The sequence below is a fragment of the Actinoplanes sp. NPDC026670 genome (genome assembly GCF_040638175.1).
Classification (GTDB): domain Bacteria; phylum Actinomycetota; class Actinomycetes; order Mycobacteriales; family Micromonosporaceae; genus Actinoplanes.
In genome coordinates this window covers 53382-70026 of the sequence record NZ_JBEZXU010000061.1, presented here as the reverse complement: position 1 = coordinate 70026, position 16645 = coordinate 53382, and the positions used below count along the sequence as shown (strand labels likewise).

Annotated in this window: 16 protein-coding genes; 9 read left to right on the top strand and 7 right to left on the bottom strand. The window is 70.0% G+C overall.

Annotated elements, in window-relative coordinates; translation table 11 throughout:
• Window positions 1-462 precede the first annotated feature (462 nt).
• Window positions 463-2607 carry a transglycosylase domain-containing protein gene (locus AB0E94_RS40395; protein WP_360337495.1) on the bottom strand — a complete coding sequence of 715 codons (2145 nt, stop codon included), beginning with the start codon at window positions 2605-2607 and terminating at the stop codon, window positions 463-465.
• An 83-nt stretch (window positions 2608-2690) separates the two neighbouring features.
• Here AB0E94_RS40395 and cobC point away from each other — a divergent pair, with 83 nt between their 5' ends.
• The 3 genes from cobC (at window position 2691) to cobA (ending at window position 6067) form a co-directional block, all read left to right on the top strand.
• The gene (gene cobC, locus AB0E94_RS40390) at window positions 2691-3743 is read left to right on the top strand and encodes an Rv2231c family pyridoxal phosphate-dependent protein CobC (protein WP_360337492.1); all 1053 of its coding nucleotides are present in this window, start codon (window positions 2691-2693) and stop codon (window positions 3741-3743) included.
• Window positions 3740-4792 (top strand): nicotinate-nucleotide--dimethylbenzimidazole phosphoribosyltransferase, encoded by a 1053-nt coding sequence (cobT, locus tag AB0E94_RS40385; RefSeq protein WP_360337490.1) that lies wholly within the window; start codon window positions 3740-3742, stop codon window positions 4790-4792. Before cobC ends, cobT begins: the two co-directional genes overlap by 4 nt.
• Before the next feature lie 66 nt (window positions 4793-4858).
• Window positions 4859-6067: a uroporphyrinogen-III C-methyltransferase gene (gene cobA, locus AB0E94_RS40380; RefSeq protein ID WP_360337487.1), complete on the top strand. Its 1209-nt coding sequence runs from the start codon at window positions 4859-4861 to the stop codon at window positions 6065-6067.
• A 69-nt stretch (window positions 6068-6136) separates the two neighbouring features.
• Here cobA and AB0E94_RS40375 read toward each other — a convergent pair whose 3' ends face one another.
• Window positions 6137-7531, bottom strand: a complete 1395-nt coding sequence (locus tag AB0E94_RS40375) for a trehalose-6-phosphate synthase (RefSeq protein WP_360337484.1) — start codon at window positions 7529-7531, stop codon at window positions 6137-6139.
• A gap of 137 nt (window positions 7532-7668) precedes the next feature.
• Here AB0E94_RS40375 and AB0E94_RS40370 point away from each other — a divergent pair, with 137 nt between their 5' ends.
• The 5 genes from AB0E94_RS40370 (at window position 7669) to AB0E94_RS40350 (ending at window position 11757) form a co-directional block, all read left to right on the top strand.
• Complete coding sequence (locus AB0E94_RS40370) at window positions 7669-8184, top strand: hypothetical protein (protein WP_360337481.1); 516 nt, start codon at window positions 7669-7671, stop codon at window positions 8182-8184.
• Window positions 8185-8282: 98 nt separating this feature from the next.
• Window positions 8283-9959 (top strand): energy-dependent translational throttle protein EttA, encoded by a 1677-nt coding sequence (gene ettA, locus AB0E94_RS40365; protein ID WP_360337478.1) that lies wholly within the window; start codon window positions 8283-8285, stop codon window positions 9957-9959.
• Window positions 9960-9984: 25 nt separating this feature from the next.
• The gene (locus AB0E94_RS40360) at window positions 9985-10365 is read left to right on the top strand and encodes a thioesterase family protein (RefSeq protein WP_360337507.1); all 381 of its coding nucleotides are present in this window, start codon (window positions 9985-9987) and stop codon (window positions 10363-10365) included.
• A 16-nt stretch (window positions 10366-10381) separates the two neighbouring features.
• On the top strand, window positions 10382-11041 hold the full coding sequence (locus AB0E94_RS40355) for a hypothetical protein (protein ID WP_360337475.1): 660 nt from the start codon (window positions 10382-10384) through the stop codon (window positions 11039-11041).
• 128 nt (window positions 11042-11169) lie between these two features.
• Window positions 11170-11757 carry a YbjN domain-containing protein gene (locus AB0E94_RS40350; RefSeq protein ID WP_360337472.1) on the top strand — a complete coding sequence of 196 codons (588 nt, stop codon included), beginning with the start codon at window positions 11170-11172 and terminating at the stop codon, window positions 11755-11757.
• Here AB0E94_RS40350 and AB0E94_RS40345 read toward each other — a convergent pair.
• The 3 genes from AB0E94_RS40345 to AB0E94_RS40335 form a co-directional block, all read right to left on the bottom strand.
• Window positions 11754-13028 (bottom strand): delta-60 repeat domain-containing protein, encoded by a 1275-nt coding sequence (locus AB0E94_RS40345; protein ID WP_360337469.1) that lies wholly within the window; start codon window positions 13026-13028, stop codon window positions 11754-11756. The genes AB0E94_RS40350 and AB0E94_RS40345 overlap by 4 nt on opposite strands.
• Before the next feature lie 63 nt (window positions 13029-13091).
• Window positions 13092-13478, bottom strand: coding sequence for a globin (locus AB0E94_RS40340; RefSeq protein ID WP_360337467.1), 387 nt, complete (start codon window positions 13476-13478; stop codon window positions 13092-13094).
• A 9-nt stretch (window positions 13479-13487) separates the two neighbouring features.
• Window positions 13488-14498 (bottom strand): mechanosensitive ion channel family protein, encoded by a 1011-nt coding sequence (locus tag AB0E94_RS40335; RefSeq protein ID WP_360337504.1) that lies wholly within the window; start codon window positions 14496-14498, stop codon window positions 13488-13490.
• 244 nt (window positions 14499-14742) lie between these two features.
• Between AB0E94_RS40335 and AB0E94_RS40330 the strand changes: the two genes are divergently transcribed.
• Window positions 14743-15288: an HNH endonuclease gene (locus tag AB0E94_RS40330; protein ID WP_360337464.1), complete on the top strand. Its 546-nt coding sequence runs from the start codon at window positions 14743-14745 to the stop codon at window positions 15286-15288.
• An 11-nt stretch (window positions 15289-15299) separates the two neighbouring features.
• On the opposite strand, the gene AB0E94_RS40325 is transcribed toward AB0E94_RS40330, so the two are convergent.
• Window positions 15300-16115: a class F sortase gene (locus AB0E94_RS40325; RefSeq protein WP_360337461.1), complete on the bottom strand. Its 816-nt coding sequence runs from the start codon at window positions 16113-16115 to the stop codon at window positions 15300-15302.
• 9 nt (window positions 16116-16124) lie between these two features.
• Complete coding sequence (locus AB0E94_RS40320) at window positions 16125-16601, bottom strand: hypothetical protein (protein WP_360337458.1); 477 nt, start codon at window positions 16599-16601, stop codon at window positions 16125-16127.
• Window positions 16602-16645 lie beyond the last annotated feature (44 nt).

The window sequence follows — 16645 nt, the reverse complement described above, 5'->3', positions numbered from 1 at the left end:
CCCAACGCCCACCCCGTCACCCGACCGCGACACCTCAAACCACCCACACGAGGAATCGACAACCACCCCACCACACCACCACGCAGAAGACTCTCGGGACGTGGAAAGGGCTGCAAGATCGGCGCGAGGGTGAAGATTCGTGCAAGATCCGCGAGAGGCGAGAGGCGAGAGGCGAGAGGCGAGAGACGACGGGCGAGGCGAGAGCCGGTTGGCGAGATACGGGCCGTGGGTGGCGGGCCGTGGGGAGACGCCGCGGGCGAGGAGATGTGAGGGCTGTCCTTCGCGGGCTGAGGTGGCTGTGCGGAAGCCTCCGGGGCGTGGAGACACCTGCAAGATCGGCCCTGAGGTGCATCTTCGTGCAAGATCGGCTCAGGGGTGGCGGCAGTCGGGCCTTTGTGGCTGGTTCTGGCCGCTGCCACGGAGGGCGCGAGGCGGCGGTGGCGGACAGCTGGGTGTGGGCGGCTACCAGACGTACTTGTCGGCAGGGGGTTTGAAATCTTCTCGGGGTTTGCCTTTGAGGGCGTCCCGCAAGGTCTGCGCGACCGTGTATTTCGACATCGTCGAGCGGCCCGAGCCGACCAGGTGTTCCGGGTTGTCCGGGTCGGCGACGAAAGCGGAGGCCGCCAGCTGCGGGGTGTATCCGCTGAACCAGGCGGTCTTGTTGCCGTCGGTGGTGCCGCTCTTCCCGGCCACCGGGCGCCCGAGTGTGCCGTAGACCATCGACGACGTTCCCCAGCCGCCGCAGCCGCCGCGGGACGAGCCGTAACCGGTGACGCAGCGGGCCGCGTCGGTGGCGGCTCGGGCCACGTTCACCTTGATCTCCTGGTGGCAGCGGGGTTCGGCGATGAGGCGGTCCTGGTAGAGGGCGTGCGATCCGTCCGGGTTGCGGATGCTGACGACCGGCAGCGGCTCGCAGTATTTGCCTTCGGCGGCGAGGGTGGCGAAGACGTTCGCCATCTCGACCGGGGTGGCGTCGCTGACCCCGAGGGTGAAGGCGCCCCAGCCGGAGGCGTGTTCCTTGGTGGCGAGTTTCCGGTCGATGTCGGTGCGCCAGCGGAGCCCGAGCCGTTCGGCCATGCGGACCGCCTTCTCCGCGCCGATCCGCTGTTCGAGCTGCACGAAGTAGGTGTTGACCGATTTTCCGAATCCGGTCCACATGTTCTGGGTACCGGTCATCGATTCGCTGGAGTTCTTCGGGCACCAGTAGATGCCGCAGGTGGCCGGCCCGGGCGCGGTGATGTACCGGGAGACGAACCGTTGCGGCGAGTAGAACGAGGTGGACAGTGGCAGGCCCGCTTCCAGGGCGGCCAGCATCGTGAAGATCTTGAAGGTGGATCCGGCCTGGTAACCGGCCATGTCGCCACCGCCGAGCAGCGGGTTGACGGTGTTCGGGTAGTTGCCTTTGACGTCGTCGTCCTGGCGCCAGTCGCTGTGCCGGCCGTTCTTCTCCTGGTCGAGGGAGTAGGTGCGGTTGACCGCCATGCTGAGCACCCGCCCGGTGCCGGGCTGCACGACGACCTGTCCGTGGGCGATGGCGCTGCCCCGGCCCTCCTTCTCGAGTACGTGGCTCATCGCGTACCGCTGAATCCTGGGGTCGATGGTGGTGACCACCCGATAGCCGCCGCGGCGCAGGTTCTCCTCGCGTTCCAGCGGGGTCCGGCCGAAGGCCGGTTGTTCGCGCCACCAGTTGGTGAAGTAGTCGCAGAAGAAGCCCCAGTCGTTGTGCCGGGCGGCGACCGAGACGCAGCCGTTCGGGGGTGTGCTCAGCTTCAGTTTGATCTTCGATTTCTTGGCGGCGCCGGCCTGTTCGGCGGTGATCGCGTTGCCTTTGAGCATCTGGTCGATCACGTAGTTGCGGCGGTCCAGTGCGGCTTTCGGTTTCTTGGTGGCCGGGTCGTAGGCGGACGGCGCCTTGACCAGTCCGGCGATGAGCGCCGCCTCGGTGAGGCTGAGGTCGCGTGGCGCCTTGGAGAAGAAGATCTGGGAGGCGGCGAAGATGCCGTAGGCGCGGTGCCCGTAGTAGGCGGCGTTGAGGTATCGCTCGAGGATCTCCTCCTTGCTGAGCCGCTGTTCGACCTCGATGGCGAGCCGCATCTCACGCAGTTTGCGGGCGGTGGTCTGCTCGGTGGCCTCCAGCGCCTCCTGCGGGGTGCGGGCGCTGTCCCGCAGGGCCATCCGGACGTACTGCATGGTGAGGGTGGACGCGCCCTGGGAGACGCCGCCGGCTTTCTGGTTGGCGACGAACGCGCGGGCCACACCTTTGGCGTCGACGCCGTGGTGTTCGTAGAAGCGGGAGTCCTCGGAGGCGACGATCGCCTTGATCACGTAGGGGGACATGTCCTTGAGGGCGACGTGTTTGCGATGCTCCTCGTAGAACATCGTGAGCAGCGTCTTCCCGTCGTTGGCGTAGACGTAGGTGGTCTGCGCCGGCGGCAGTTCGGTGAGCTGCTCGGGCATGTTCTCCAGGGCTTCGGCGCCGGCTTTGACGCCCATGCCGGCCAGTGCGGCGAACGGGTAGGAGAGGCCGGTGATGACCAGGCCCGCGATCAGTCCGGCCCGGATCAGGAGGGCGACTCTTCCGGCTACGGTGGGGCGTCGGTTGGTCACTCTTCGAAGGTATGACAAAGGTGCTCATGTTCGGACGGAACGGCCGAAGTCTGGCGCGGCGCCCGGTCCGGCATGCTGAGCCCATGAGTTTCGACCTCGATCATCACGGCGACGCCGAGGTGGGTGCGGGATTGATCGATCTCGCGGTCAACGTGCGGCGCCAGGCCATGCCGGGCTGGCTGGCGGATCCGATCGCCGCGTCGCTGGGCTCGCTGTCGGCCTATCCGGACGCGCGCGAGGCCACCGCGGCGATCGCCGCGCGGCACCGCCGGGACCCGGCCGAGGTGCTGCTCACCGCCGGTGCGGCGCAGGCGTTCGTGCTGCTCGCGCAAGCCCTGCGCGGGGCCCGCCGGCCGGTCGTGGTGCATCCGCAGTTCACCGAGCCGGAAGCCGCGCTGCGCAACGCCGGCCATCAGGTGGAACGGGTGATCCTCCGCGAGGCGGACGGCTTCCGGCTCGATCCGGACCTGGTCCCGGAGGACGCCGACCTGGTCTTCGCCGGCAACCCGACCAACCCGACGTCGGTCCTGCACCCGGCCGGTGACGTGGCGAAACTGGCCCGTCCGGGCCGCGTGCTGGTGGTCGACGAGGCGTTCGCCGACACCACCTTCCGGCCCGGTCTGCCGGGCGAGCCGGAGTCGCTGGCCGAGCGCCGCGACCTGCCCGGTCTGGTGGTGCTGCGTAGCCTGACCAAGACCTGGGGGCTGGCCGGCCTGCGGATCGGCTACGCGCTCGGCCCGGCCGATCTGCTGCGGCAGCTAGCCGCCGCGCAGCCGCTCTGGGCGGTCTCCTCGCCGGCGCTCGCTGCGGCGACCGCTTGCGCGTCGCCGGTCGCGGTCGCCGCGGAACGCGAGATCGCCGCGGCTCTTGCGGCTGAGCGCGCCCATCTGGTGGAACGGCTGCGGCGAGTGCCGAGCGTCACGGTTCCCGGTGATCCAGCATCCGCATTTGTTCCGGTACGCCTGCCCGGCGCTGCCCAGATCCGGGCTGACCTGCGTGAACGCGGCTATGCGGTGCGCCGTGGCGACACCTTCCCGGGGCTGGGCGCGGATTGGCTCCGGATTGCGGTGCGCGACACTGCCACCACAGAACGATTCGTGCAGACTCTGAGCGAAGTGATCGAGGAGCGACCGTGACGCTGGAGACCACCCTGGCGGCCATCCGGCCCGCCGACGGCGAGGCGATGACCGCCGCCCGTGACCTGCAGGCCCGCCTCACCAAGCCGGCCGGCTCACTCGGCGCGCTGGAGGAGCTGTCGGTGCGGCTGGCCGGCCTGGCCGGAGTCTGCCCGCCGCCGCTGCCGACGCCGGCCACCGTCGCGGTCTTCGCCGGCGACCACGGCGTGCACGCCCAGCGGGTGAGCCCCTGGCCGCAGGAGGTCACCGCGCAGATGGTGGCCAACTTCGTGGCCGGCGGCGCCGTGGTCAACGCGTTCGCCAGGCAGACCGGCGCCGACGTGATGGTGGTCGACGTCGGCGTGGCGATCCCGCTGCACGGCGGGCCGAACCTGCTGGAGGCGAACGTTCGCCGCGGCACCCGGGACATGACGATCGGCCCGGCGCTGACCCGCGAGGAGGCCCTGGCCGCGGTCGAGGTCGGCGTCCAGGTCGCCCGGACGCTCGTCGAGCAGGGGGCGAAAGCACTGCTCACCGGCGACATGGGCATCGCCAACACGACACCCGCGGCGGCGCTGATCGCGGCCTTCACCGGCACGTCGGCGGGCGTGGTCACCGGCCGGGGCACCGGCATCGACGACGACACGCTCGCCCACAAGGTCACTGTGGTGGCCGCCGCGCTGGACCGGCACTCCCCGGACCCGGCCGACCCGCTCGGCGTGCTGGCCGCGATCGGTGGCCTGGAGCACGCCGCGCTCACCGGGTTCATCCTCGGCGCCGCCGCGTGCCGGGTGCCGGTGATCGTCGACGGCGTGATCGCCGCCTCGGCCGCCGTCACCGCCGCGGCGTTCGCGCCCGACTCGGTGGCCGCGATGGTCGCCGGGCACCGTTCGGCTGAGCCGGGCGCCTCGGTGGCGCTCGCCCACCTCGGCCTGGAGCCGCTTCTCGACCTGGGCATGCGCCTCGGCGAGGGCAGCGGCGCGGTGCTGGCCCTGCCGGTCGTGCAGGCCGCGGTGCGGGTGCTGCACGAGGTGGCGACGTTCGACTCGGCCGGCGTGTCGGAGAAATGAGCGCCGGAATGGCGGAGAAATGAGCGCCGGAATGGCGGAGCAGATGAGCGCGGGAGTGTCGGAGAAATGAGCATCTACCCCTTGGGGCTGCGACTGGACGGCCGTCGTGTGCTGGTCGTCGGCGGTGGCACGGTCGCCACCCGCCGGGTGCCGGCGCTGATCGCGGCGGGCGCCCGGGTCGAGATCGTCTCCCCGGAGCTCACCCCCACCCTGCAGGGCCACGTCGACGCGGGCCGCGCGGTCTGGACGCCTCGGCGCTTCGCGCCCGGCGACGTCGAGGGCGCCTGGCTGGTCCATGTCGCGATCGACGACCCGCAGGCGGCGGCCCAGGTCAGCGTCGCGGCAGAGCAAAATCACATCTTTTGTGTACGGGCGGACGACCGTGACGCCGCGACCGCCTGGACTCCGGCCGTCACCAGGCACGGCCAGGTCACCGTGGCGGTCACCGACGGTGGTGACCGCCGCCGTGCGATGGCGGTCCGGGACATGGTGGCGAACGTGCTGGAGGCCTCCCCACCGGCATCACCCGAGTTCAAAGGCGTGGCGCTGGTCGGCGCCGGCCCCGGCGACCCGGAGCTGATCACGGTGAAGGGCCGTCGGCTGCTCGCCGCCGCAGACGTGGTGGTCGCCGACCGGCTGGTCCCCGGGATGCTCCTGGGTGAGCTGCGTCCCGAGGTCGAGCTGATCGACGCCGCGAAGATCCCGTACGGCCCGCAGGCCGCCCAGGAGGAGATCAACCGGATCCTGGTCGACCGGGCCGCTCAGGGGAAGTTCGTGGTCCGGCTCAAAGGCGGCGACAACTTCGTCTTCGGCCGGGGCGGCGAGGAAGCCCTGGCCTGCGCCCAGGCCGGTGTGCCGGTGCTGGTGGTGCCCGGGGTGACGAGCTCGATCGCGGCGCCCGCGCTGGCCGGTATCCCGGTCACCCATCGTGGGGTGGCGCACGAGTTCACCGTCATCTCCGGGCACATCCCGCCGGACCACCCGGACACTCTGGTCGACTGGGCGGCGCTGGCCCGGATGCGCGGGACCGTCGTGGTGATGATGGGCCTGAAGAACCTGCCGAGGATCGCCGAGCGCCTGATCGCCGAGGGCCGTTCGGCGGACACCCCGGTCGGCGTGGTCCAGGAGGGTTCGACGGCCCACCAGCGGTCGCTGACCAGCACCCTCGGGGCGGTGGCGGAGGAGACCGCGACGGCCGGCATCCGACCGCCCGCGGTGGTGGTGATCGGCGAGGTGGTGGCAGTGAGCGAGCAGTTCACCCCGGCGGCGGGCTGAGCGGCTCCGGCCGTACCGCCGCAAGGGTTGACGCCGGGCCGAGATCGGCCCGGCGCCCTCTCGCCTGCCTCAGCCCTCTTCGACGCCGAGCTCGTCGAGGAAGGAATGTGCCCACCGGGCGACGTCGTGGGTCCGCAGATGCCGCTGCATCACGCGCATCCGTCGTTTCAGCTCGGACGGCTCGGCGCCGACCGCCCGGAGCAGCGCGTCCTTCACGCCGTCCGGATCGTGCGGGTTGCAGAGGAACGCCTGGCGCAGCTCGGTGGCGGCGCCGGCGAACTCGCTGAGCACCAGCGCGCCCCCGGTGTCGCCGCGACAGGCGATGTACTCCTTGGCGACCAGGTTCATGCCGTCACGCAGCGGGGTCACCATCATCACGTCGGCCGCCGCATACATCGCGGCGAGCTCCTGTTTGCTGACCGACTGGTGCAGGTAGTGCACGGCCGGCGTGCCGACCCGCCCGAACTCGCCGTTGATCCGGCCGACCTCGCGCTCCACCTTCACCCGCAGGGTCTGGTAGTGCTCGACCCGTTCCCGGCTGGGCGTGGCGACCTGCACCATGACCGCGTCGCCGATGTTGAGCTTGCCGTCGGCGAGCAGCTCGCGGAACGCCTTGAGGCGCAGCTCGATGCCCTTGGTGTAGTCGAGCCGGTCGACACCGAGGATCACCGTCTGTGGATCGCCGAGCTCGGCCCGGATCTGCTTGGCCCGGGCCTGCACGGCCGGGTCGGCGGCGAGCCGTTCCATCTCGGCGGTGTCGATGCTGATCGGGAACGCGCCGGCTTTCACCTTGCGCCCGTCGACCTGGATCGACTGGCCCTCGTAACGCAGGCCGAGCAGGTGCCGGGCCAGGCGGACGAAGTTCTGGGCGGCCAGCCTCTGCTGGAAACCGACCAGGTCGGCACCGAGCAGGCCGCGCAGGATCTCGGCCCGGAACGGCATCTGCATGAACAGCTCGATCGGCGGGAACGGGATGTGCAGGAAGAACCCGATCCGCAGATCGGGGCGCATCTCCCGGAGCATCGAGGGCACGAGCTGCAACTGGTAGTCCTGCACCCAGACGGTGGCGCCCTCCGCGGCCACCTCCGCCGTGGCCTGCGCGAACCGGTGGTTGACCACGCGGTACGTCTCGCGCCAGCGCCGCTTGTAGACCGGGGTCTCGACGGCGTCGTGGTAGAGGGGCCAGATGGTCGCGTTGGACTGGCCCTCGTAATAGCGTTCCAGCTCCTCGTCGCTGAGCGGAACCGGGTGGATGTGGATGCCCTCGAGGTCGAACGGCTCCGGCGCCTCACCGGAGCCACCGGCCCATCCGATCCAGGTGCCCTGATGCTCGACCAGGACCGGATGCAGGGCTGTGACCAGGCCGCCCGGACTGGGCCGCCACTGCTTCTCACCGTCCGGCGTAGTGACCTCGTCCACGGGCAGACGGTTGGCGACGACGACGAAGGAACTTCGTTGGGCCACGCTGAGTACACCTCCGAGTGGTTTCTGTTCCCAACGTGAGCCTACTGTGTGTAAGCTCTCGCTTTCTCACCGGCTCCGGTTCGCCGCCGTGATAGACGGTGATGGACCCGGTCGGGACGGGGTGCCATCCTGTGCCGGTGACCCCGGTTGATGATCATTCCCAGCGACGGCAGCCATTGTTCTTCCCTGTGGTGATCGCCACGGCGCTGCTCGCGATCATCGGCCTGATCGGCGGCTATCTGCTCTCCGAGCGGCACAGCAGCGCCGGCCCGGCGGCCCCGGACCCGTCACCGTCACCGTCACTGCTTCCGGCAGGTCAGGCGTGCCTGGACCGTACCCAGAAAATGGGTGAGCAATTCGGGGCCAACGGTGAGTTACGGCAGGTTCTGCGGGTGCGGACGGAGAGCCGGGCGGTCGTCTGGGTCTGCCAGGACGCCGACGGCGAGCTCTTCTATCACGCGAACAAGGGCGGCGCCGAGGCCCCGTGGGTGGAGAACAAGACGGCGTTGTTCCTGGCCTGGGTGCGGTACGACGGGGTGGGCGCGTTCACCGCCACGGCACCGGACGGGGCGACCTTCACGGTCAGCCTCGACCGGCTGGTCATCACGCACAAGGACGGCACGGTCGAGGAGCAGGCCGTCGTCCAGGATTGAAGTGCCCGGGGTTGCCGAACGGCCCGGGCGTGGCGGGTGAAAAGATTGCCCTTTGATCCCGGCACCGACAATCCACGATCTCGGAGGTAGGGCACACCGTGGCCCAGTACATCTACGTCCTGGAAAAGGCGCGCAAGGCGCACGGCGACAAGGTCGTGCTCGACAACGTGACGCTGAGCTTCCTGCCAGGCGCCAAGATCGGTGTCGTCGGCCCGAACGGCGCCGGTAAGTCCAGCCTGCTCAAGATCATGGCGGGGCTCGACAAGACCAGCAACGGCGAGGCCCGGCTGATGCCCGGCTACACCGTCGGCATGCTCATGCAGGAGCCCCCGCTCAACGAGGAGAAGACGGTCCTCGGCAACATCGAGGAGGCCGTCGCCGAGACGAAGGCCAAGCTCGACCGCTTCAACGCGATCGCCGAGCTGATGGCCACCGACTACAGCGACGAGCTGATGGACGAGATGGGCAAGCTCCAGGAGGAGCTCGACCACCTCGACGCGTGGGACGTCGACTCCAAGCTCGACCTCGCCATGGACGCGCTGCGGTGCCCGCCGCCGGACGCCGACGTCACCCAGCTCTCCGGTGGTGAGCGCCGTCGCGTCGCCCTCTGCAAGCTGCTGCTCGAGGCGCCCGACCTGCTGCTGCTCGACGAGCCCACCAACCACCTGGACGCCGAGTCCGTGCACTGGCTGGAGCAGCACCTCGCCAAGTACGCGGGCACCGTCCTGGCGATCACCCACGACCGGTACTTCCTGGACAACGTGGCCGGCTGGATCCTGGAGCTGGACCGCGGCCGGGCGATCGGCTACGAGGGCAACTACTCCACGTACCTGGAGAAGAAGGCCGCGCGTCTCTCCGTCGAGGGCCGCAAGGACGCCAAGATGAAGAAGCGCCTCTCCGAGGAACTGGAGTGGGTGCGGTCCAACGCCAAGGCGCGCCAGACCAAGAGCAAGTCCCGCCTGGAGCGGTACGAGGAGATGGCCGCCGAGGCGGAGAAGACCCGGAAACTGGACTTCGAGGAGATCCAGATCCCGCCGGGCCCGCGTCTGGGCAGCACCGTCATCGAGGCCAACGACCTGACCAAGGGCTTCGACGGGCGTACGCTCATCGACCACCTGTCGTTCTCGCTCCCGCGCAACGGCATCGTCGGCATCATCGGCCCGAACGGCGTCGGCAAGACCACGCTGTTCAAGACCATCGTCGGGCTGGAGAAGCCGGACGAGGGCTCGGTGCGGATCGGTGAGACGGTCAAGCTGTCGTATGTCGACCAGAGCCGCGCCGGCCTGGACCCGGCCAAGACGGTGTGGGAGGTCGTCTCCGACGGTCTCGACCACATGATGGTCGGCAAGGTCGAGATGCCGTCCCGGGCGTATGTGGCGGCCTTCGGCTTCAAGGGCCCGGACCAGCAGAAACCGACCAAGGTGCTGTCCGGTGGCGAGCGCAACCGGCTCAACCTAGCGATGACGCTGAAGATCGGCGGCAACGTGATCCTGCTCGACGAGCCGACCAACGACCTCGACGTGGAGACGCTCTCCAGCCTGGAGAACGCGCTGCTCGAGTTCCCCGGCTGCGCCGTGGTCATCTCCCACGACCGGATGTTCCTCGACCGGGTGGCCACCCACATGCTCGCGTGGGAGGGCACCGACGAGGACCCGGACAAGTGGTTCTGGTTCGAGGGCAACTTCGAGGCGTACGAGAAGAACAAGATCGACCGGCTCGGCGCCGAGGCGGCCCGCCCGCATCGGGTGACCTACCGCAAGCTGACGCGTGACTGACGGTCGTTTCGTTTACGACGTGCCCGTGCGATGGTCCGACATGGACGCGTACGGGCACGTCAACAACGCGCGTTTCCTCACCCTCTACGAGGAGGCGCGCGTGGCGATGTTCTTCGTCGGGGCCAAGGCGCACGGCCTGGGCTCCTTCGAGGAGGGCATCGTGATCGCCCGGCACGAGATCGACTACCTGCGGCCGGTCGACTTCGGCGACCCGGTCCGGATCGAGATGTGGATCTCCGAGCTGCGGGCCGCGTCGTTCACCGTCTCCTACGACCTGTTCGACGACGGTGTGCTGGCCAGCCGGGCGAAATCCGTCTGTGTGCCCTACAACCTGGTCAAGGGGCATCCGCGCCGGCTGTCGGACGCCGAGCGTGACTTTCTCCGGCCGTACACCGAGGTGTCCTGATGATTGTCAACCGGTCATGAGTGAGCACGGCCTGCTCGGGGTTCCCGACGCAGGCGCGTTCCTGGCGCGGCTCACCCGGCTCGACCCGGCCGCGCCGGTGCGGCTCCGTTCGGCCGGCGGCCGGACCGCCCTCTGGGCCTGTCTGCCGTGGGATGTGCTGGTCACCCGTGAGGTGGCCGGTCCCGGGCCGGGCGACGCGACGGTCTCCGCCGCGGAGATGCTGGCGGTGCTGGCCGCCGGTGGCGATGCGCTGCCGGAACGCCGGGACACCCAGTGGCGCTGGCCGTTGCCGCCGCCCGCCAGCCAGGCCGTCGAGTCGGTCTCCGGCGCCGAGCTGACCCGGCTCGCCGAGGCGGCGGCCGGCACCCTGCGCGAGATCGCCTCCGGTGGGATGTCCGGGCGTGCGGTCGGTCAGCGTGCGGTGCGGGACGCGCTCCTCGATCACGTGGCTCTGGTGGTCACTCCGGACGCCGGGCGCCCGGTGCAGATCTCCCAGCGACTCGTCCAGGCGGTCGCCCGGATGGGTTTCCTCGGTCCGAGGGACGCGGACCCGGTCGAGGCGAGGGTTCGCGTAGCCGGTGGCTGGGTGGGAATTTCTGCACCATATGGAGTAGCGTGGCGACAGAGCGTTCACAAATTGACCGTTATGCCGATGGTGGGTCACCCGAAAGGGTGACGGTGGATCGTTCTTCTGGTCCCGCCCTCCCGTTAGGGGGATGACCTTCAGGAAGGGTGCGGGTACCGTCGGCCCTCGGATCCACTGCAACGTCCGGCGTGGGTCTGTTGGGGAGCGAGGTGCACACGATGCCGTGGTGGTCATGGCGTCCGGGATCGGCTGCGAGCAATGAGCAGTCGGATACCGGTGGCGGCGAGGTTGCGGTGCAGAGCACCGTTCGCGTCGGTGTTCCGGCCCAGCGGGAGCCGAGCCGCTCCGGGGTCGCGTCCGATCTGTCCACGCCCGGCACGTCCGATCCGGTCACGCCGGTGCAGCTGACCCGGGTCGGCAAGGCGCTCGACCTGCTCGACATCCGCTTCCTCGCCGACGGCGGGGGCAGCCTGCTGGCCATGTGGGAGCGGCACGCCGTGCTGTTCACCCTGGAGGGCCCGGAGGACGAGATCCTGGTCATGCGGGCCCGGCCACACGCGACGGTCCCGCCGGACTGGGCGGACCGTGCCTACCGTGTGGTCAACGAGTGGAACCACACCCGACGGTTCTGCAAGGCCTATGTGGGCGACCCGACCGAGCGCGGCCAGCTCCCGATCTACGCGGAGCTGCAGGTGCCCCTCGCCGCGGGTGTCCACGACTCGCTGCTCGTCGAGCTGCTCGACTGCGGCGCCGCGGTCGCCACCTCTTTCGTGGACTGGCTGCACGACGAGGGCGCGCTGCTCTAAGCCCCTGGTAGGGGGAACATGCCGACCCGGCCGTGGTATTCGCGGCCCAGCTGGTCGGTGTCCGAGCCGACGAGCAGGTAATCCGGCGTGACCAGGAAGGCACGCACCCCGACCCCACGGGACCGGGTGGGATTCCACTCCAGGGCCTTGCCGGTGTTCGGGTTCACCGCGCCGATACCGGGCCGCGACACCGCCCCCGGACCAGGGCCGTTCCCGTCGGTGCCGTACGGGTTGTCGAACCACCGCTGGTGCCCGCCCAGGTAGACGGCCGGCCCGGTGATCGCCACCGCGTACAGCGAGTCCCCGCCGGTCCGCTGCACCCACGTCGGAGTCTGCTTTCCGGCGGTCCGGGTCTCGAAGCGGGACGCCGAGTCGCACAGCTTCTGCGCCGACGACGCCCGCCCGGTCGCCGCCACCACGATGTAGGAGCCGTCCGGCGAGAACTTCACCTGCCGCAGATAGGTGTCGAAACCCTGCATGCAGGTCGGGATGAACGCGTCGGTGTACCAGCCGTTCAGGACGGCGCCCGGCCCGCCCACGTCGAAGAGCGCGATCTGGTTGCGGTCCGCGCCACCCGACTTCAGGAAGGCGCCCACGGCGATCAGCTTCCGCCCGTCCAGGGAGACGTCGAAGTGCTCGACCCGGGTCCGCTTCAGCCCCGGCCCGGTCAGCCGGGCGTCGAAGCCCTGATCCACCACACCGGTCACCGCGTTCAGCCGGACCAGGCCGGTCCGGCGCACCCCGCTGACCGCCGAGAACGTGCCACCGGCGTACAGGCTGCCACCCCGCGGCACCAGGGACCGTACGTCACCCCAGTTCACCCGGGCGCCGAACGACGAGTACCGGGAACCGTCGTCCACCGAGACCCGGGCCAGCCCCCGCTGGGCCGTGCCGTTCACGCTCTTGAAGGCGCCACCCAGATAGACCGAGTGGTCCGGTCCGGCGGCCAGCGAATAGATCGCGCCGTCCACCTCCGGGGCGAACGTCCGGATCTGCCCGTCGTGCAGCCCGAACGCGAAGATGTTCTTGCGCGCGAACGTCACCCGCCGGCTCGCGTCGGACACCTTGGTGAAGGCCCCGCCGACCACCACCGTGTCACCCACCAGCGCCAGCGACCACACCGTGCCGTCCAGGACGTGCGGTGTGAAGTCCACCGGATCGGCCGAGACCACCGTCGGGTGATACGTGTCCGCGGCCGCCGGAGGAACGCCGGTGATCGACGGTATGGCGAAGACCGCGACGACGGCGGTCGCGAGCACACGACGGCGCATGGAAGGGCTCCCCGGACTGTGAGTGACAATCCGATCAACGAGCCATCGGCCCCCGCGACACTGTCAGGCTTGATCCATCGCGTTCACCATGAAGTAGGCGGCGCGCTCCAGATACTCCCAGAGCTGGGCCTGCTGACCGGCCGGCAGCCCCAGCGAGTCGACCGCCACCCGCATGTGGCTCAGCCAGGCATCCCGGGCTGCCGCGTCGACCCGGAACGGCGCATGACGCATCCGCAGCCGCGGATGACCGCGATTGTCGGAGTACGTCGTGGGGCCGCCCCAGTACTGCATCAGGAAGAGCGTGAACCGGTCGGCGGCCGGACCCAGATCCTCCTCCGGATACATCGGCCGGAGCAGCGGGTCCTCCGCGACACCCTCGTAGAACTTGTCGACGAGACGCCGGAAGGTGGGCTCGCCGCCCACGGCGTCGAAGAAGGTCGGTTCGCTCACCGCTCCATCCTAGGTCGCGCCGCCGGGCTGCTCCGGAGCCGTGGCGCCGCCGCCCATCCACGACGGCGGAACCGCGCTGCGCGGCAGTAGCCGGGACGCGGCGATCCGCTCGGACAGACCGGACGTCTCCAGCGACTCGGTCAGTGCCCGGCGCAGGTCACGCTGGATGGAGACCTGGCTGTCGGCGGTGGTCTTGGCGATCGTCCGGATCACCGCGCCCTCCACGGTCAGCTGCTCGACACCGATCACGTCCGGCGGCTCCAGGAAACCGGTCTCGTGCTCCGGGTCGTGCGCGACGGTCTCGGCGGCGGCCTTGAGCACGGCGATCGCCTCCTCCGAGCTGACGAAACCGATCGGGATGTCCACCACGACCATCGCCCAGCCCTGGCTCTTGTTGCCGACCCGGACGATCTCGCCGTTGCGGATGTACCAGAGCACACCCCGCGCGTCGCGGACCGTGGTGATCCGCAGGCCGACGCTCTCCACCACGCCGGTGGCCTCGCCCAGGTCGACCGTGTCGCCCACGCCGTACTGGTCCTCCAGAAGCATGAAGAGACCGGCGATCAGGTCTTTGACCAGGCTCTGCGCGCCGAAGCCGAGGGCCACGCCGACGATGCCGGCGCTGGCCAGCAGCGGCGCCAGGTTGAACCCCAGCTCACCCATCACCAGCAGCGCGGCCATGGTGAATATCACAGCGCTGACGAAGCTGCGCAGCACCGACGCGATCGCCTCGGCCCGCTGCCGCCGCCGCTCGGGGATGAACTGCCCCTCCTCGGCGGTGACCGTCACCTTCTCCTTGAGCGGCTTCAGCAGCGCCGGCATCGAGGCCCGCGACGTGCTGGTGGCCAGCCGGGAGATCGCGCGGTGGATCAGCCAGCGGAGGAGCAGGGCGACCAGGATGATCGCGGCTATCCGGAGCGGTTTGATCACGACCACGTAGCTGCTGGTGGCGAGCCACTCGCTCTTGGTGTAGTCGAGGATCTGGGTGCACAGCGCGTCGTCTTTGCAGACCGGCGTCACGAAGACGTCGGCCGACGAGCTCGGTCCTGGCGCTGCGGCGGCTAAGGGGAACACGGGTAGTCAAGGTACCGGGTCGGGCTGGGTGAAGACCTCAGACGTTTACCGAACGGCTACGGATTCTGCTCGCAATTTGGTCATCCATCAGGGACTATTGGCGCAACGGGCTAGTTCGACGAGGCCCATCTCACACACGCATGGGCTATGGGAGCGGTTTACAGCAACTGACACCGGAAGGGTGATCGCGATGCCTGACATACGACCCACGGTTGGCTCTTCCGCGTTAGTTCTCAACGCCACCTACGAGCCGCTGTGCGTCGTATCGGTGCGTCGAGCGACCATCCTGCTCCTGACCGCCAAGGCCGAGTGCGTCTCCGACGGCGACGGCATCCTGCACAGCGCGCACCAGACCGTTCCCGTTCCGTCGGTCGTCCGCCTCACCCGGTATGTGAAGGTTCCGTACCGGACGCACGTCGGTCTCTCCCGCCGGGCCATCTTCGCCCGTGACGGCGGCCGCTGCGCCTACTGCCGCGGCTCGGCCGAGACCATCGATCACGTCTTCCCGCGCAGCCGCGGCGGGCTGCACGCCTGGGACAACGTGGTCGCCGCCTGTGCCAAGTGCAATCACTCCAAGGGTGACAAGACCCCGGCTGAGCTGGGCTGGCGCCTGCACGCCGCCCCGGCCGCCCCGCGCGGCGTTGCGTGGCGGGTCCTCGGTCACCGCACCCCCGACCCCCGCTGGATGGACTGGCTCGACCTGCCCACCGCCCACCTCGAGGCCGAGGCGGCCTGACCTCCGGCGCCTCAGACGTCGCGTGAGTCGACCAGAGAGGCGAAGACGACGATGTTGTCCTCGTAGCCCTCCTCGCCGCCCAGCCACTTGCCACCACAGGTCATCAGGCGCAGCGACGGCCGGGTGTAGTCACCGTAGACACGGTCGGCCGGCAGTTCGCCCTTGTCGAAGGTCTCCACTGAGTTGACCTTGAAGATGGCGACCGTGCCGTCCTGACGGGTCACCCGGATCTCCTGCCCCGCCCGCATCTGATCAAGGCGATGAAAGACCGACGGCCCGGTACGGGTGTCCGCGTGCCCCACGATCAGCGCCGGCCCGAACTGGCCCGGTGTCGGCCCGCCCTCGAACCAGCCGGCCTCGTTGTGCCGTCGCAGCGGTGGCACGTCCACCGAACCGTCACCGGCCAGCCCCACCTCCAGGATCGGCGCGGACACCCCGATCGACGGGATCTCCAGGCGCTGCGGCCGGCTCGGCTCCAGCACCGGGAAGGCCCGGGGTGGCGGCTGATCCGCCCCACGGAACAGGCCGCCGAGGTCGAACCCGGTGGCGAAGCCCAGCCCCAGGCCGACCACGAACAGGCCGAGGAAGAGCAGCACCAGCGCGACGATCCCGATCATCCCGCCCTTGCGGCCCCGGACCGGCTGCGGTTTCGGGATCCGGCCCGGGAGCGCCAGCCGGAACGGCGACCGGCCCTTGATCTCCGGGGTCGGCGGCAGCGGCCCGGTGACGACCCCGGGCGGCGGCGCCGTGATGATCTGGGCCGGGCGCTTGTGCGCGACTGCGTCCGGCACGCGTGCGCCGGCCGGCCGGTTGTCCCCGCTCGCCACGGCGGGCCCTCAGCCGACCCGCCGGCGGCGCAACGACACCGCGCCGAGGACCAGCCCGGCCAGTGTCAGAGCGAGCCCGCCGCCGATCAGAAGCGGACCCGTGGGGCCGGGGGCGGTGCCGCCGCCACCCGTCGCCGGGCCACGGGACGGCTCCACCTTCGCCACCACGTGCAGGACGGCGGTGGCTCCGCCGCCCTCGGGACAGGTGAGGGTGACCGGATAGTCGCCCGGCTCGGTGTCGGCGGGCACCCGTACCGTCGCGGTCAGGAACCCGAACTCCGGCTCGACGGTGACCGAGCCGACCGGCCCGCCCCGCACCGTCGCCGATTTGAGGTTGTCGTCACACGACGCGCGTAGCGCGAACTCGTCGCCGGCCCGCACCGTGCTGGGGTTGAGCTCGACGAACACGGCCGCGGCAGCGGCCGGGGAGGCGCCCATCAGGGCACAGGCGAGGCCCGCGAGGACGGCGGGGACGAACAGGCGCATGGGATCCCCCTCCTGCCGTTCGCTCCGGAAAGCACGCGGACGGC

Excerpts from the sequence above, each read along its gene's own strand:
- AB0E94_RS40350 (WP_360337472.1), top strand. The coding sequence starts at position 11,170 with ATGCCGTGGTGGTCATGGCGTCCGGGATCGGCTGCGAGCAATGAGCAG.
- AB0E94_RS40330 (WP_360337464.1), top strand. The coding sequence starts at position 14,743 with ATGCCTGACATACGACCCACGGTTGGCTCTTCCGCGTTAGTTCTCAAC.
- AB0E94_RS40345 (WP_360337469.1), bottom strand. The coding sequence starts at position 13,028 with ATGCGCCGTCGTGTGCTCGCGACCGCCGTCGTCGCGGTCTTCGCCATA.
- cobC (WP_360337492.1), top strand. The coding sequence starts at position 2,691 with ATGAGTTTCGACCTCGATCATCACGGCGACGCCGAGGTGGGTGCGGGA.
- AB0E94_RS40355 (WP_360337475.1), top strand. The coding sequence starts at position 10,382 with ATGAGTGAGCACGGCCTGCTCGGGGTTCCCGACGCAGGCGCGTTCCTG.
- cobA (WP_360337487.1), top strand. The coding sequence starts at position 4,859 with ATGAGCATCTACCCCTTGGGGCTGCGACTGGACGGCCGTCGTGTGCTG.
- AB0E94_RS40320 (WP_360337458.1), bottom strand. The coding sequence starts at position 16,601 with ATGCGCCTGTTCGTCCCCGCCGTCCTCGCGGGCCTCGCCTGTGCCCTG.